This window comes from Mesocryomonas lacus (assembly GCF_055730105.2).
Window position 1 is genome coordinate 471917 of sequence record NZ_JBUZWF020000003.1, and the last position, 13791, is coordinate 485707.

The window sequence follows — 13791 nt, forward strand, 5'->3', positions numbered from 1 at the left end:
TGCCGGTCGCCGGCCGGTCGGCTACGACGCCTTGCGCCGTCGTTGCACCAGCGCACGCCCCTCAACCGGTGAGCTCCGCCCTTGATCCAAGTCTCAGAAGCCCGCGCCGGCCTGCGCCAGGTGCTGCCCGTTCTCGTCGCCGTGCTGCCTTTCGGCATGGTCTACGGCGCGATTGCGGTTGATGCCGGCCTGACCGTGTTCCAGGCCGTCGGCTTCTCCGCCACGGTCTATGGCGGCGCGAGCCAGTTCGTCGCCATCGAGATGATCGGCCTCGGCTCGCCGGTGCTCGTCGTGGCGCTGTCGGTGTTCGCGCTGAACTTCCGCCACGTGCTCTACTCCGCCTCGATCGGCCGGCGGCTGACGCGTTTTTCGCCGGTGCAGAAGGCCGCCGCCTTCTTCCTCCTGACCGACCCGACCTTTGCCGAGGCCGAGGCGCGCGCAGCGCGGGGGCCGCTCACCAAGAGCTTCTACTTCGCCTACAACCTCGCGCTCTATGCCGCCTGGCTTCTGTCGACGCTCATCGGCGCGCTGTTCGGCGGTCTGATCGAGAACCCGAAGGCCTTCGCGCTCGACTTCATCCTGCCGGTCTATTTCCTGACGCTGCTGATGGGTTTTCGCGCCCGGGCCGCCTTCTATCCCGTGGTGATGGCCAGCGCCGCTGCCGCCATCGCGAGCTACCTGACGCTTGGGCCGCCCTGGCATGTGACCGTCGGCGCGCTCGGCGGCATCCTCTACGCCGTGCTGGCGCCGCTGCCTAAAGGGGCCGCCCCGGACGGACGCTCCTCGCGGGAGGTGGGCGCATGAGCGACATCTGGTGGATCATCTGGCTAAGCGCCGGCCTCACCTATGTCACCCGCTTCGCCGGCCATCTCTTGCTGGCCCGCGTCGAGCGGATCCCGCCAAGGCTCGAGGCGGCGCTCAACGCCGTCCCGGCGGCGGTGATCACCACCATCGTCGCGCCGGTCCTTATCACTGGCGACTGGCCGGAGCGCGTCGCCATCCTGCTCGCAGGCGTCCTGTCGCTGAGGCTGCCGGTGATCGCCGTGGTCGCCATCGGCACGGCCTTCGTGGCGCTGGCCCGCGCGGCAGGGTTCTGACAAAGGCCGACAGCAAAACGGGCGCCTCTCGGCGCCCGCAAAGCATTCTTCCAAGACTGTAGATCAATCAGACCGACTGGATCGCCGACAGGAGCCAAGCGCCCCGGCCCTGACGGGTGAAAGTCCAGACCTCGGTGCTCTCGCTCGGCGTTTCGGCATTGCCTTCGATGACCCGGCCTGTCGCCCGCTCGCGCGTCGCGTCGATCGAAGAATAGCGCATGGCGACGGTCGCATACTCCGTCTGCCCCTCGCGCCAGGCTTCCGACACGTCGCCTTGCAGCAGCTTGACGTCCGACACCTCGTTCTTCACGCCGTTCGAAGCGTTGGTGCCGAGTTCCTCGGAGAAGTAGGACATCATCTCCGGCGTCGTCGCAGCCCTCAAGCTAGCGTAATCCTCGCGCCCGTAAGCGCCCTGGATGTCGGCGAGCATGCGTTCGAAGGTCGAGAGGTCCTGCGGGGAGACGCCGATCTCGTCGGGATTGCCGATCGAGGCCTTCTGGCCGCCAAGCTTGGCGCTGAGGCCCGAGAGCCCACCGCCAAGGCCGCCGCCCTGTCCGCCAAGGCCGCCGGCCGCTGGCCGGTTGGACGACTGCGGCTCATATCCGGACCGGTTCATGCCGTTGCCGCCAGCCGGGCCGCCGGCCATGGCCGGGGTGGACGACGAGCGCGAGCGCAGGAAGCGCATCAGGAGATAGATGCCGCCGCCGATCAGCGCGATCTGCAGGATCATGCCGAACAGGCCGGCCATGCCGCCAAAGCCGCCGCCGAACAGCATGCCGATTAGGCCACCGATGGCGAGGCCGCGCAGCAGCGAGCCGCCGAAGCCGTTCAAGAAGCCGGGGCGCTGCTGCCCGGCATTACGTGCAGCATTTGCCGTCTGCGGGCCGGCATTCGGCGTCATCGAGCGCTGGACCGGCGCCGCGGCACTCGGCGCTGTCGCCGTTGGCGGTGCCGACTGATAGGTCCTCGCGCCCCGGCTGCCAAAGCCGCCTCCGCCCATCCGGCGCGCGTCGGCATGGTCGACCGCAACCATGGAGAAGGCCATCGCGGCAACCGCGAACACGCCTGCGAAGCGGAGCTTCCGGGTAGAAAACATAAAGGCGGTTCCTCGGCTGAAAGATCTTGGTGTTCTCGAATGTAAGAAGCGCCGCCGGCAATGTGTAGACGTCGAACGTCATTTTATCGGTGGTTTCGCGAGCGTCACTTCATGTGCCGCCAGACTCGCCATTCCGCTGCAAAAGCCAGGTGGAGCAGGTACCTTCGCACCAGCTGAACAGGACGCACTGCAGCCCGGAGAGGGCTGCAGAAGCGCGGCATCGCGAGGATGGGTGCTCAGTAAGTCCAAACAAAAAACCCTCTATTTGATTCAAAATACTCAGTGAGCCTAGCTTTAATGATACATTCGCGAATTATTATTTATGACTTTAGATAGTCAGGAAAATATATCGAGAGTAAATTACTCGAAATTACTGATTATCGTTTTGATGTGTTAGGCTTATTAGATACTGATAAGGGGCCTGGCGGGGATATCTTTGCTGACGGCAGCGCTGCGAATACGCGCCTCTAAGGAGTTCTCCATGAACATGTCTCTCACGGTCATGCTCGGCATGGCCTGCCTCGTCGGCGTTTCGAGTGCCGCACGAGCCCAGACGGCAAATGCCCCCATGGGGGTCAGCATGGTCGTCGCCGCCGAGTGCACCCTCGCCACAACGGCCATGGCTTTTACCGGTACCGGCCTGATCGACGCGAACCTTGCCGCCACCGCGGAACTGACGGTCCAGTGCACGCCGGGCACGCCCTACGCCATCGCCCTGAGCATCGGCGGCGGCGCCGGCGCAACCGATACGCTGCGTCAGATGACGAGCGGCGCGAACACCATCGACTATATGATCTATCAGGACGCAGCGAACACGCTGCCGTGGAGCCCCACCGCTACCCTTGCTGTCGCGGCAGCAACGGAAGCCGGCGAAGAGTTCACCGCGTATGGCACCGTGCCGGCCGGACAGGTCGTGCCGACAGGAACCTATGCCGACTCGGTCCTCGCCACGATCACCTATTGAGCTTTCGTCTGACGGCTTCCAACAAGGAGAGAGTGAAATGATGATCCAACGGTTGGTGGCCGTCGGCCTTGCCTTGGGGCTTGGTCTTTCGCACGCTGGGGCCGCGTCTCTGCGGGTCTCTCCGACCGGTCTCGATCTGCGGGGCGGCACTGCCGCCTCGACGATCCGGGTGTGGAACGAGGAGAAGGCGCCGGTCAGCGTCCAAGTCCGGATCTTCCGCTGGACGAAGGTCGGCGGGAAGGATCGCTTCGAGGCGACGACCGACGTGGTCGTCAGCCCGCCGCTGACGAAGCTCGCCGGCGGCAGCGAAAACCTCATCCGGGTCGTTCGGGTGACCAAGCGGCCTCTCGGCGAGGAAGAAAACTACCGCCTGATGGTCGACCAGTTGCCGAGCGCGAAGCGCCCGGCGGCCGGGACGGTGAACATCGTCGTTCGCCATTCCATCCCCGTCCGCTTCGCGCCCTGAAGGCGGTCGCGGTCTTGGCGTGCCGGGCAAACCTTCTCGGCACGCTGGCGGCTCTTTTTGTGACCACCGCGGCGCCGGCACAGGATGTGCCGGTGCCGGATCCGGTGGCGGTCGACGAGGCGCTCCAGCCGGAGGCCTTTCTCTACCTCGCGGTCTCGATCAATGGTGTCGAGTCTGGTCTGATCGCCGAAGTGCAGGAGGACGCGGACGGGACGCTGTCGATAGCGAGCGACCAGCTGCGCAATGTCGGGATCATCCCCGTGCCGTCGGCCTTGCGCCCGGACGGGCGGGTCCAGCTCGACCAATTGCCCGCAGTCTCCTTCGTCTACGACGCAGCCCTGCAATCCCTCGACTTCACCGCGTCCGACGCCGGGCGCGCCGCCCGAAAGGTCGACGTGCGGGGCAAGACGCCGGAGGCGGAAGAGGCTCCTCTCGTGACCCCGTCCGGCTACGGCGCGCTGATGAACTATTCGCTGACGTCCAGCGTCGACAACGCCGCCAAGCGTCGCCCCTATGCCTTCCAGGGGGTGTCCGGCGCGTTCGAGGCGCGGACCTACGGGCCTTACGGCGTCTTCTCGCAAGGCTTCATCGCCAGCACGTCGGACGATGCCTATTACGATTCGACCCGACTTCAGAGCACTTGGTCCTATTCGGATCCGGGATCCCTCGTGACCTATCGGGGCGGCGACCTCATCACCGGTGGTCTCGGCTGGACGCGTCCGAGCCGGCTCGGCGGCGCGCAGATCCAGCGCAGTTTCTCGCTGCGGTCCGATCTCGTAACCATCCCGGTGCCCGAGCTGTCGGGCAGCGCCGCCGTCCCGTCGACCGTCGACGTCTATCTCAACAATGCCCGGCGCTATTCCGGCGCGGTGCCGGCGGGACCGTTCGAGATCGTCAACCTGCCGATTTCCACCGGCAATGGAAGGGCGCGCATCGTCGTTCGGGACGCGCAGGGACAGGAGGTGGAGACGGAAAGCGCCTTCTACGCCTCCAGCAAGATGCTGGCGCCCGGCCTCCTCGACTTTTCCGCCGAGGCCGGCTTCGCCCGTAACGATTTTGGCCGGGACTCCAACGATTACGACGGGCGTCCGATGGGCTCGGCCAGCGTCCGCTACGGCATCGCCGACCGCCTGACCGTGGAGGCGCATGCGGAAGGCGGCGAGGACCTCATCAACGCGGGGGCCGGCGCTGTCTTCAGCCTCGGCGCGCTCGGTGTCGGATCGCTCGCCGGCGCCGCCAGCCGCAGCAAGGCGGGCACCGGCTATCTCGCCGATGCGGGCGTGGAAATGGACCTCGTCGGCGTGCGGATGCAGGGGCGGGTGCAGCGGACGTTCGGCGACTACGACGACATCGCTTCGGTCACCGCCGAGCCGGTCTCGCGCCGGGACAACGAAGTCCTCCTGTTGTCCGCCCGGCCGCCACGCGCGCTCGACCAGATCTCCCTCTCGGTGCCCCTGGTGTTCGATGCGTCCTTTCTTAATCTCGGCTACACCCGGCTGGTGACCGTCGAGGGGGAGGAGCAGCGTCTGGCGAGCCTCAGCTACAGCCGCACGCTCTACGCCAACCTCACCGGGTCCGTCTCGGCCTTCACCGATCTCGACGACGACCGTTTCGGCCTCTACGCCACGCTTTCCATGCCGCTCGGCGGCGGCGTCCGCGGCTCCGTCTCGGCCGCGGCCGATCGCGACGGCCTCGGCATCTCGTCGGAGGTCTCGAAGTCGCAAGGGGAGCGGGTCGGCGACTACGGCTGGCGGGTCCGGCGCGACGGGATCGACGATCCCGTCAGCTCGGGCGAAGGAAGCTACCGCGCGCCCTTCGCGCTGCTGACCGCGCGGGTCGATGCCCAGGACGACCAGTACCGGGCGAGCGGCCGCATGGAGGGGGCAGTGGTCGCGGCCGGCGGCGACGTCTTCCTGTCGAACCGCATCGACGACGCCTTTGCCATCGTCGATGTCGGGGCGCCCGATGTCGAGGTCAGCTACGAGAACCGGCCGGCCGGCCGATCGGGCCGCAACGGCAAGCTGCTGCTGCCGCGCCTGAGGGCCTACGAGCCCAACCAGATCTCCATCGACCCGACCCGCCTGTCGCTGGACGCGGTGGTGAACAAGACGCGGGATGAGGTCGTGCCCGCCGATCGGGCCGGCGTCGTCCTGCGCTTCGGGGTGAGCGATGCGGCGGCGGTCGCTTTGGTCACCTTCACCGACCCCGCTGGCACCCCGATCGAGATGGGGGCCCTGGCCCGGCTGGGCGCCGATGGCGAGCCTTTCGTCATCGGCTACGACGGTCAGGCGATGATCGACGGACTGACGGCCCAAAACCGTGTCGCCATCACGCGAACCGATGGCAGCGCGTGCGCCGCCGATTTCGCCTACTCCTCCCGCAAGGGACGACAGGTAAGTATTCCAGATGCGGTCTGTCGCCCTCTCTGATCTCAGGCGGCTTCTCGCCGTAATCCTCTTCAGCGGTACGTTCTGGCTTTTGCCGGGGACGGCGCAGGCTGCCAACTGCAGCGCGACCGTGTCCAGCCTCAGCTTCGGCCCCGTCGACACGCTGAGCGACTTTCCGGATGACAGCAGTGCGACCATTTCCGTCACCTGCACCGAGGTTGCGGCCGGCACCAGCACGGTGTCGGTCTGCGCAAGTCTCGGGCGGGGCAGCGCGCCGAGCACCGGCGGCGCGCGGCAGCTCGCACAGGGGAGTGACGCGCTTCTGTTCGGCCTCTACGCGGATGCCGGCCGCACGATTTCCTGGGGCAGCGTGTCCGAGCCGGCGCTCGGGGATCCGCGGCTGATCCCGCTCTCGGTCAACGGCACAGAGGCCTCGGGCACCGCGACGGTCTACGGCCGCGTCGCGATCGAGCAAGGGGGGGCGCCAAGGGGGACCTATCTCTCGACCTTCGCCGGTGGGGACGCCGCTTTCGTCTACGCGGAGGGCGCGCTCGACTGCGCAGCGCCAGCGGGAGGCACCACCACGCAGGCCTCCTTCACGGCCGATGCAAGTATTGCCGCCAACTGTCGCATTACCACCCGGGACGTCAATTTCGGGACCCATGGGCGGATCACCCGGCCGGTCGATGGCCAAGGGGCTGTCGGGGTTACCTGTACGCCGGGCGTGGACTACGCGATCGCGCTCGGCACTGGCCGCAATGGGTCGGGCGATCCCGAAGCACGGGTGATGCTCTCGGGGGTCAACCGGCTGCTCTACGGCCTCTATTCCGATGTGAGCCGCACGCAGCCTTGGGGAAGCACTGTCGGGGCGGTGGTGACTGATACCGGGGTGGCTGGGACGGTCTCCGTACCCGTCTATGGACGCGTCCAGCCTCAGGACGTTCCATCGGGGAACTATGCCGACATCGTCACCGTCACCATCACCTATCAGTAAGCCGCCTCCGATCGCCACATGGGTGGAGCCTCAGGCGGGCAGATGGATCCTGCCATCGAGGTAGAGCACTGCCGAGCCGGCGACGATCACCGCATCGGCTTCGAGGGTGCAGTAGAGGTCGCCGCCGCGGGCCGAGACCTGGCGGGCGTGAAACGTCCTGCCGCCGAGCCTTTCGGCCCAGAATGGCACCAGAGCGCAGTGCGCCGAGCCGGTGACCGGGTCCTCGTCGATGCCGGCCTTCGGCGCGAACATGCGCGAGACGAAGTCCGAGGACGTGCCCTTGGCGGTGGCGATGACGTTGCGCACGGGGAGGGCGCTGAGCGCCCGCATGTCCGGCTGCAGCGCGCGCACCTCGGCCTCGGTCGCAAACACCGCCAGCGCCGTGTCGTCGCCCGCGGCCGGGACCGTCAGCACTTCGAGCGGCCGTGCGCCGAGCGCTGCGGCGACGGGGTCGATGGCCCGGGGCGAGGCGACCCGCCTTATCGGCAGGCGCATGGCGAAGCGCCCGCCCTCGCGCGTCACCGTCAGATCGCCGGAGGAGCGGGTGGCGAACGTCATCACCGGGCCGGCCATGCCGAGAACCTCGGCCAGCACGAAGGCGCTGGCGAGCGTCGCGTGGCCGCAGAGCGGCACCTCGACCTTCGGGGTGAACCAGCGCAGTTCCCAGCGGCTGTCGCCGGCCGGCACGAGATAGGCGGTCTCCGACAGGTTGTTCTCGGCCGCCATCTGCTGCAGCAGCGCGTCCGGCAGCCAGGCATCCAGCAGCACGACGGCGGCCGGGTTGCCGGCAAAGCGCGTGTCCGTGAAGGCGTCGACCTGGTAGAGGGCAAGGGACATGGCGGGGCTCCACTCGAATGGGCGGGAGAGGTGTCGCGCCTCCCGGCTTTGATGGGCGCCGTGTCGCCCGTCGCTATTGGCTTCCGGGGGCGGCGGCGTCGTCCGGTAGCACCGGCGGCCATCTCTATCGGCTCGGAACGGCCGCGCAAGACTTCGTCAGATCCGGCGTTGTACTCCGGAAAGCCGGCGGGCTGGCGCCCGGTGGGCGGCAGCCTTGCGTCACCGGCGATAGCGGGTCAAGCCGCGTTGTCCTATATCCGCCGGGACATAGCGCCCGCAGCGCCGCTCGAACGGACATGCCATGACCAGCTTTCCCGCCACGCCGCCCGCGGCCCATCCCGGCCTCGGGCCCGGACTCACCTTGTTCTTCGCCCTGGCTTGCGGGGCGCTGGTGGCGAACATCTACTATGCCCAGCCGCTGGTGGCGCTGATCGGTGCCGAGACCGGGCTGGCGCCCTCGGCCGAGAGCTGGCTCGTGACGGCGGCCCAGGTCGGCTACGGCCTGGGCCTGGTGGCGCTCGTGCCGCTCGGCGACGTTTTCGAGAACCGCCGCGTCATCCTGCTGACCATGGCGGCCAACGTCCTCAGCCTGATCGGCCTCGTGGTGCTGCCGGGCCTTTTCGCGTTGTTCGCGCTGACGCTGGTGGTCGGCATGACGTCGACCGCTGCGCAGATGCTGGTGCCGCTGGCCGCGGGCATGGCCCCGCCGGAGAAGCGCGGCAGCGTGGTCGGCAATGTGATGAGCGGCCTCATCGCCGGTATTCTCCTCGCCCGGCCGCTCGCCGGCATCCTCGCCGAGCATATCGGATGGCGCGGCGTTTTCGGCGCCTCGGCGGCGCTGCTGACGGTTTTGCTCGGCGCCGGCATGCTGCTGTTTCCGCAGCGACGCCCGACCGTCACGGAATCCTACGGCGCGCTGATCGCCTCGCTCGGCAAGCTGTTCGTGCGCGAGCGGGTGCTGCGGCGACGCGCTCTGTTCCATGCCGCGATCTTTGCGAGCTTCTCGCTGTTCTGGACCGGCACGCCCCTCGTCCTCTTCGCGGACGGCTACTCGGCGACCGAGGTCGCCCTGTTCTCGCTGTCCGGCGTCCTTGGAATCCTCGCGGCGCCGGTGGCTCGGCGGCTCGCCGACCGCGGCCACGGCCGGGCGGCCACCATTGGCGCCATGCTGACGGTGATGGCGGGCTTTGCGATCGCGGGCCTGGCGACGCTCGCCGGCTTCGTCGCGGCCGGCATTCTGATCGATCTCGGCGTCCAGGCCAATCTCGTCGTCGGCCAGCGCGAGATCTTCTCGCTCGATGCCGAGATCCGCAACCGGCTGAACGCGGTCTACATGACCACCTTCTTCATCGGCGGCGCCGTCGGCTCGGCGTTGACTAGCCCGGTTCTCCAGGCCTTCGGCTGGCCCGGCATCTGCGTGCTCGGCGTCGCCTTCCCGGCGATGGCCCTCGTCTACCTCCTCGTCGGTGAACGCAGGGGCTGATACTTCGTCAGCACGCCGCAGCCGACGCCTCGCCGGCACGCTGACGCTTCTTCAGGGAGCGCCAAGGCGCTGCGGCAAAGCCGCATTGCGTTCGGCAGAGGGGGATCAGCGCGGTCTCACGCCGATCTTCTTTGCGGTCCGGCGGCGGCTGCTGTATCGCCGGGGAAAGGGCGGCCCGAGCCGCGTTTCACGGAGTTCACCATGCGCGGCATCGCTCTCTTCCGAATCGGCCTCTGGGCCTTCGTCGCGCTCTGCGCCGGCGCGGCCATCAGTGTCTATTACTACGGCAGCGAAACAGGCCAGGAAGAGGCGGCTTACGGGTCACCGTTCAGCCTCGTCGACCAGAACGGCGCGGAGATCACCGAGGCAGCGCTGCGCAACGGCAAGCCCTCGGCCGTGTTCTTCGGCTTCACCCATTGCCCCGACGTGTGCCCGACGACGCTCGCCGAGCTCGCGGGATACCAGAAGGCGCTGAAGCAGGACGGCAAGGACCTGCAGGTGGTGTTCGTCAGCGTCGACCCCGAGCGCGATACGCCGGCGGTGCTAAAGAACTACCTCGGCGCCGTCTCACCGGACATCACCGCGATCACCGGCGAACCCACCAAGGTTGCCGCGATGCTGAAGGGCTGGGGGGTCTATGCCAAGAAGGTCGGCGACGGTCCGGAATATGCCATGGACCACACCGCGACCACCTTCCTCCTCGACTCGGCCGGCCGCTTTTCCGGCACCATCGCCTATGGCGAGAACCCGAAGACGGCGAAGGAAAAGCTCGACCGTCTCGCTGCCCTCTGACCTCGGTAGACCTGTGACCCAGACCCGCTATCACACCCGCACCGGCAAGCTGCTGGCCCAGCGCATCTTTGACGCCTTGGATGCGGCCTTCGAGGACGAGGATGCCCCGGTCGGCGTCACCGAGATCGACGAGGCCGCCGATATCCACGAGGTCTCGGTCTATTTCGACGACGAGACCGGCGGCGCCGATCGGCTTGCGGACGTGACGGCAGCGCTGTCCGCGCTCGACACCCCCCCGATCTCGGTAGAGGCGATTCCCGATACCGACTGGATGAAGGCGGTGCTGGCGGAGCTGAAGCCGGTGCGAGCAGGGCGCTTCATCGTGCATGGCGCGCATGACAGGGGGATGATTCGCGCCAATGACCTCGGCATCGAGATCGAGGCCGGCCAGGCCTTCGGCACAGGACATCACGGCACGACCTCAGGTTGCCTGACGATGATCGACCGGCTGGTGCGCCGCCGGCAGTTCACCAACACGCTCGATCTCGGCACCGGCAGCGCGGTCCTGGCGATCGGCCTTGCCAAGCTTGCCCGGGTGCCGGTGCTGGCGACCGACATTGATCCCGTCGCCATCGCCGTGGCGCGCGAGAACATCGTCAACAACGGCGTCGGCAACCTCGTGCGCGCCGTCGTCGCCACCGGCATGGCCTCGCATGACATTCGCGCCTTCGCGCCCTATGACCTCGTCGTTGCCAATATCCTGGCCCAGCCGCTAATCAAGCTGGCCCCGGCGGTCGAGCGTCAGCTGGCCCCGGGAGGCGACGTGATCCTGTCGGGAATCCTCGAAAGACAGCGTCAGGCGGTGCTCGCAGCCTATCGCACGCAAGGCCTGGTGCACCGCGAGACCTTGCGTCGGGGCGAGTGGGTGACCCTGCATCTGTCGCGCTGAGCCGATAGACCGACAAAAATTACGTAAGGTAACATTATCTATTGTTCCGTTTTTTTATTCATCAGCCACCTTCAATCAAATTATTTGAACAAGCTGGGGGCTTTTAGTATCACCCTAAGATGATTTTCTAAGTTTTGGGGTGTCAATGGAAACCGTAGATGCTGAAAGAACCCTGCTGCTCGAGCTGTCGGCGACAATCGTCAATGCCTGTATACAGCAAAGCAAGGTCGCTGCGGCGGATCTGCCGGACCTGATCACCAGCGTCTATACGGCATTAAAGACGGCTGCCAACGGCACGCCGGAAAAAATTGAAAAGATCGTGCTGAAGCCGTTCGTCCCGATCAAGAAATCGGTGACACCCGACTACATTATCTGCCTCGAGGACGGAAAACGCTTCAAGTCGATGAAAGGCCATTTGGCCAATCTCGGCATGACGCCGGATGAGTATCGCCGCAAATGGGGCTTGCCCGACGATTATCCGATCGTGGCGCCAAACTACGCCGCCTCGCGCTCGGCGCTGGCAAAGAAGTTCCGCCTTGGCCGCAAGCCAAGGGGTGACAACGCCAATGCCCACCAGGATGCCGCAGAATAGCCACGGAGCGTTCTCCCGGGCGGTCGTTCAGTGGGGACAGTGGGTCTCACGGCGCCGTGCTTGCAGCGGCGCATCGATCTCGCACCGCAGAGATTGCCCCATCGGCGACCTGTCCCTCTGATCCGGAAGCGGCTGCTGCATGGCGTTAGCTCAGCCCATCGCCGGACGTCTCAGCGGCGCTCGGGAAAGACGATGTCGCAGAGCGATGCTGGCTCTACCTCGAAGCGGCAGGGATGGGCGACACCGAGATAGGCGGCCGCTGCCGAGGTGAGGCGCCGACCTTCGTGCCGCCAGTCGAAAGCGGAAAAAGGGGCATGTTGGGCGCGCGTGGCGGGGCGGGCGGGGAAGTCTGCGCGGGTCGGCATGGCGTCGAACTCCAGCTTTCGAATCAACCCTCCCGCTCGATACGATCATGCTGGCAATGCGGAACGTCTGCCATCCCCGGCGCCGCATAGCACCTCCGCATTTGCTGCATTGCGGCATAGCGGAGTTTGACGTGTGTGCCGGGGGCGGCAGCGGCCGCGCGCCAGGAAAAAGGGCTTTGGGATGGCGGACTGCCCGACCTTTTCGGTGTAGCCTGATTCGGTCCTTCTCCGTCGCGGCGATGCTTCGATCGACCGCCGCGACGGGTGTCGTCAGCCCGTGATCACGGGATGTAGCGGTCGGCGCGCAGTTGCTCGAACAGCGCGAAGAACGCGTCGTCCGTCGCCTGATAGGCGGTGAAGCCGAGACGGCGGCTTTTCGACATGTCGGTGACCACCTCGATCGGGCGACCGAGATCGGCATCGGTGTGCCACGGCGAAGCGAGCCGGGAGAGATTTGTCTCCTGAAGGTTCTCGCGCTCGGCGATCTCGGTCCAGAGCGCCGCGTCCTCGGCCATCTGCACTTCCAGCGGCAGGACGGTGCCGTCGAAAGGGGCGGGCTCAAGGCCGAACCAATGGGCGATGCGCGTCCACAGCCAGCTCCAGCGGAAGACATCGCCGTTGACGATGTTGAACGCCTCGTTGGCGGCGGCCGGCGTCGTCGAAGCCCAGAGCAGCTGCTTGGCCAGCATGCCGGCATCGGTCATGTCGGTGAGGCCGTTCCACTGTGCGGCCGAGCCCGGGAAGCGGAAGGGGCGGCCGGTCTCCTTGCACAGGCTGGCATAGACCGCGAGCGTCTGCCCCATGTTCATCGCATTGCCGACGGCATGGCCGATCACGGTGTGCGGCCGGTGGACGCTCCAGTTGAAGCCGTCCCGCTTGGCGGCGGCGAAGACCTCGTCCTCCTGCGCATAATAGAAGTTGTCGACGTCGAGCCGGCCTTGCTCCTCGCGGAATGGCGTCTGCGGCAGCACGCCCTTGCCGTAGGCCTCGAACGGTCCGAGGTAGTGCTTCAGCCCGGTGACGAGCGCCACGTGCTCGACGCCGCCGGCGGGCCGCAGCGCGTCGAGGAGGTTGCGCACCATCATGCCGTTGACGCGGATGTTCTCCGCCTCGTTTGCCTGGCGCGCCCAGGTCGTGATGAAGACATGCGTCGGCCGCTTGTCCTTCAGCGCCGCGGCGAGCGAGGCCGGATCCTGGAGGTCAGCCGCGATGCCGCCCGGCTGCGGGCTGCGCGACAGGCCAGCGACGTCCCAGCCTTCCTTTTCCAGAAGGGCGATCGTCGCCCGACCGATGATCCCGGTTCCACCCACCACCAGTGCCGTCTTCGTCATGTCGTTCTCCTGTTCGTTTTGTGGCGAACTAGGGTAAGACCAGCCTGTGTATCAAGACGGCACCAAAGGGTATCCATCGGATGGAAAAGGCAGCGCCGGACGAGGACTGGACCGAGGATTGCGCGCCGCGCCGCGTGCTGGAACTCTTCGGTACCAAGTGGACCAGCATGGTGCTGCACACGCTGCACGCCCGCCACGGCGGCAGCTGCCGCTCCAGCGCGCTGTTGCGGAGCCTGCCCGGCATTTCACAGAAGATGCTGACGCAGACGCTGCGGGGCATGGAGACGAACGGTCTGGTCGAGCGCATCGTCCACCCGACGGTCCCACCGGGGGTGGACTACGCCCTGACGCCGCTCGGCCGGCGCTTCGTCGAGCCTGTCGAGATGCTCTACGACTGGGGGCGGCGCAACGACGACGCGCTCGACGCCCTGCAGCCGCGGCCGAGTTCGCGTCGACGCTGACGAACCGTCATCTCGGCGACACCGCGTCCAATTCCGA

Annotated in this window: 15 protein-coding genes; 11 read left to right on the forward strand and 4 right to left on the reverse strand. The window is 66.8% G+C overall.

Features of this window, described 5'->3' with window-relative positions; all coding sequences use genetic code 11:
* Positions 1–84: 84 nt before the first annotated feature.
* The gene (locus tag ACZLZQ_RS12030; protein ID WP_472949916.1) at positions 85–804 is read left to right on the forward strand and encodes an AzlC family ABC transporter permease; all 720 of its coding nucleotides are present in this window, start codon (positions 85–87) and stop codon (positions 802–804) included.
* Entirely contained in the window at positions 801–1097 is a 297-nt protein-coding gene (locus ACZLZQ_RS12035; RefSeq protein WP_472949554.1) for an AzlD family protein, read from the forward strand. Before ACZLZQ_RS12030 ends, ACZLZQ_RS12035 begins: the two co-directional genes overlap by 4 nt.
* A gap of 67 nt (positions 1098–1164) precedes the next feature.
* Here ACZLZQ_RS12035 and ACZLZQ_RS12040 read toward each other — a convergent pair whose 3' ends face one another.
* The gene (locus ACZLZQ_RS12040; protein WP_472949555.1) at positions 1165–2193 is read right to left on the reverse strand and encodes a Tim44 domain-containing protein; all 1029 of its coding nucleotides are present in this window, start codon (positions 2191–2193) and stop codon (positions 1165–1167) included.
* Positions 2194–2674: 481 nt separating this feature from the next.
* On the opposite strand from ACZLZQ_RS12040, the gene ACZLZQ_RS12045 reads away from it, so the two are divergent.
* Genes ACZLZQ_RS12045 through ACZLZQ_RS12060 form a run of 4 tightly spaced genes read left to right on the forward strand, consistent with a single transcriptional unit; the run spans position 2675 to position 7004 of the window.
* On the forward strand, positions 2675–3157 hold the full coding sequence (locus ACZLZQ_RS12045) for a Csu type fimbrial protein (protein ID WP_472949556.1): 483 nt from the start codon (positions 2675–2677) through the stop codon (positions 3155–3157).
* A gap of 40 nt (positions 3158–3197) precedes the next feature.
* Positions 3198–3623: a fimbrial biogenesis chaperone gene (locus ACZLZQ_RS12050; protein WP_472949557.1), complete on the forward strand. Its 426-nt coding sequence runs from the start codon at positions 3198–3200 to the stop codon at positions 3621–3623.
* A gap of 14 nt (positions 3624–3637) precedes the next feature.
* Positions 3638–6052 (forward strand): fimbria/pilus outer membrane usher protein, encoded by a 2415-nt coding sequence (locus tag ACZLZQ_RS12055; protein WP_472949558.1) that lies wholly within the window; start codon positions 3638–3640, stop codon positions 6050–6052.
* Positions 6030–7004: a Csu type fimbrial protein gene (locus ACZLZQ_RS12060; protein WP_472949559.1), complete on the forward strand. Its 975-nt coding sequence runs from the start codon at positions 6030–6032 to the stop codon at positions 7002–7004. Before ACZLZQ_RS12055 ends, ACZLZQ_RS12060 begins: the two co-directional genes overlap by 23 nt.
* Before the next feature lie 30 nt (positions 7005–7034).
* Here ACZLZQ_RS12060 and ACZLZQ_RS12065 read toward each other — a convergent pair whose 3' ends face one another.
* On the reverse strand, positions 7035–7841 hold the full coding sequence (locus ACZLZQ_RS12065) for a PhzF family phenazine biosynthesis protein (protein WP_472949560.1): 807 nt from the start codon (positions 7839–7841) through the stop codon (positions 7035–7037).
* A 301-nt stretch (positions 7842–8142) separates the two neighbouring features.
* On the opposite strand from ACZLZQ_RS12065, the gene ACZLZQ_RS12070 reads away from it, so the two are divergent.
* From ACZLZQ_RS12070 to ACZLZQ_RS12085, 4 genes are all read left to right on the forward strand, one after another.
* On the forward strand, positions 8143–9324 hold the full coding sequence (locus tag ACZLZQ_RS12070; RefSeq protein ID WP_472949561.1) for an MFS transporter: 1182 nt from the start codon (positions 8143–8145) through the stop codon (positions 9322–9324).
* 210 nt (positions 9325–9534) lie between these two features.
* Positions 9535–10116 (forward strand): SCO family protein, encoded by a 582-nt coding sequence (locus ACZLZQ_RS12075; RefSeq protein WP_472933125.1) that lies wholly within the window; start codon positions 9535–9537, stop codon positions 10114–10116.
* Positions 10117–10129: 13 nt separating this feature from the next.
* A complete protein-coding gene (locus ACZLZQ_RS12080) occupies positions 10130–11005 on the forward strand; it encodes a 50S ribosomal protein L11 methyltransferase (protein ID WP_472949562.1) in 876 nt (291 codons plus the stop codon).
* A gap of 145 nt (positions 11006–11150) precedes the next feature.
* Positions 11151–11597 carry a Ros/MucR family transcriptional regulator gene (locus tag ACZLZQ_RS12085; RefSeq protein ID WP_472932626.1) on the forward strand — a complete coding sequence of 149 codons (447 nt, stop codon included), beginning with the start codon at positions 11151–11153 and terminating at the stop codon, positions 11595–11597.
* Positions 11598–11767: 170 nt separating this feature from the next.
* On the opposite strand, the gene ACZLZQ_RS12090 is transcribed toward ACZLZQ_RS12085, so the two are convergent.
* Both ACZLZQ_RS12090 and ACZLZQ_RS12095 read right to left on the reverse strand, forming a co-directional pair.
* Positions 11768–11962: a hypothetical protein gene (locus ACZLZQ_RS12090; protein WP_472949563.1), complete on the reverse strand. Its 195-nt coding sequence runs from the start codon at positions 11960–11962 to the stop codon at positions 11768–11770.
* 281 nt (positions 11963–12243) lie between these two features.
* Positions 12244–13293 (reverse strand): SDR family oxidoreductase, encoded by a 1050-nt coding sequence (locus ACZLZQ_RS12095; RefSeq protein ID WP_472949564.1) that lies wholly within the window; start codon positions 13291–13293, stop codon positions 12244–12246.
* A gap of 80 nt (positions 13294–13373) precedes the next feature.
* On the opposite strand from ACZLZQ_RS12095, the gene ACZLZQ_RS12100 reads away from it, so the two are divergent.
* A complete protein-coding gene (locus tag ACZLZQ_RS12100) occupies positions 13374–13754 on the forward strand; it encodes a winged helix-turn-helix transcriptional regulator (protein ID WP_472949565.1) in 381 nt (126 codons plus the stop codon).
* Positions 13755–13791 lie beyond the last annotated feature (37 nt).

Bases quoted from the DNA above. Each gene is read 5' to 3' on its own strand.
- ACZLZQ_RS12035 (WP_472949554.1), top strand. From the start codon at position 801: ATGAGCGACATCTGGTGGATCATCTGGCTAAGCGCCGGCCTCACCTAT.
- ACZLZQ_RS12040 (WP_472949555.1), bottom strand. From the start codon at position 2,193: ATGTTTTCTACCCGGAAGCTCCGCTTCGCAGGCGTGTTCGCGGTTGCC.
- ACZLZQ_RS12045 (WP_472949556.1), top strand. From the start codon at position 2,675: ATGAACATGTCTCTCACGGTCATGCTCGGCATGGCCTGCCTCGTCGGC.
- ACZLZQ_RS12050 (WP_472949557.1), top strand. From the start codon at position 3,198: ATGATCCAACGGTTGGTGGCCGTCGGCCTTGCCTTGGGGCTTGGTCTT.
- ACZLZQ_RS12060 (WP_472949559.1), top strand. From the start codon at position 6,030: ATGCGGTCTGTCGCCCTCTCTGATCTCAGGCGGCTTCTCGCCGTAATC.
- ACZLZQ_RS12065 (WP_472949560.1), bottom strand. From the start codon at position 7,841: ATGTCCCTTGCCCTCTACCAGGTCGACGCCTTCACGGACACGCGCTTT.
- ACZLZQ_RS12070 (WP_472949561.1), top strand. From the start codon at position 8,143: ATGACCAGCTTTCCCGCCACGCCGCCCGCGGCCCATCCCGGCCTCGGG.
- ACZLZQ_RS12085 (WP_472932626.1), top strand. From the start codon at position 11,151: ATGGAAACCGTAGATGCTGAAAGAACCCTGCTGCTCGAGCTGTCGGCG.
- ACZLZQ_RS12090 (WP_472949563.1), bottom strand. From the start codon at position 11,962: ATGCCGACCCGCGCAGACTTCCCCGCCCGCCCCGCCACGCGCGCCCAA.
- ACZLZQ_RS12095 (WP_472949564.1), bottom strand. From the start codon at position 13,293: ATGACGAAGACGGCACTGGTGGTGGGTGGAACCGGGATCATCGGTCGG.
- ACZLZQ_RS12100 (WP_472949565.1), top strand. From the start codon at position 13,374: ATGGAAAAGGCAGCGCCGGACGAGGACTGGACCGAGGATTGCGCGCCG.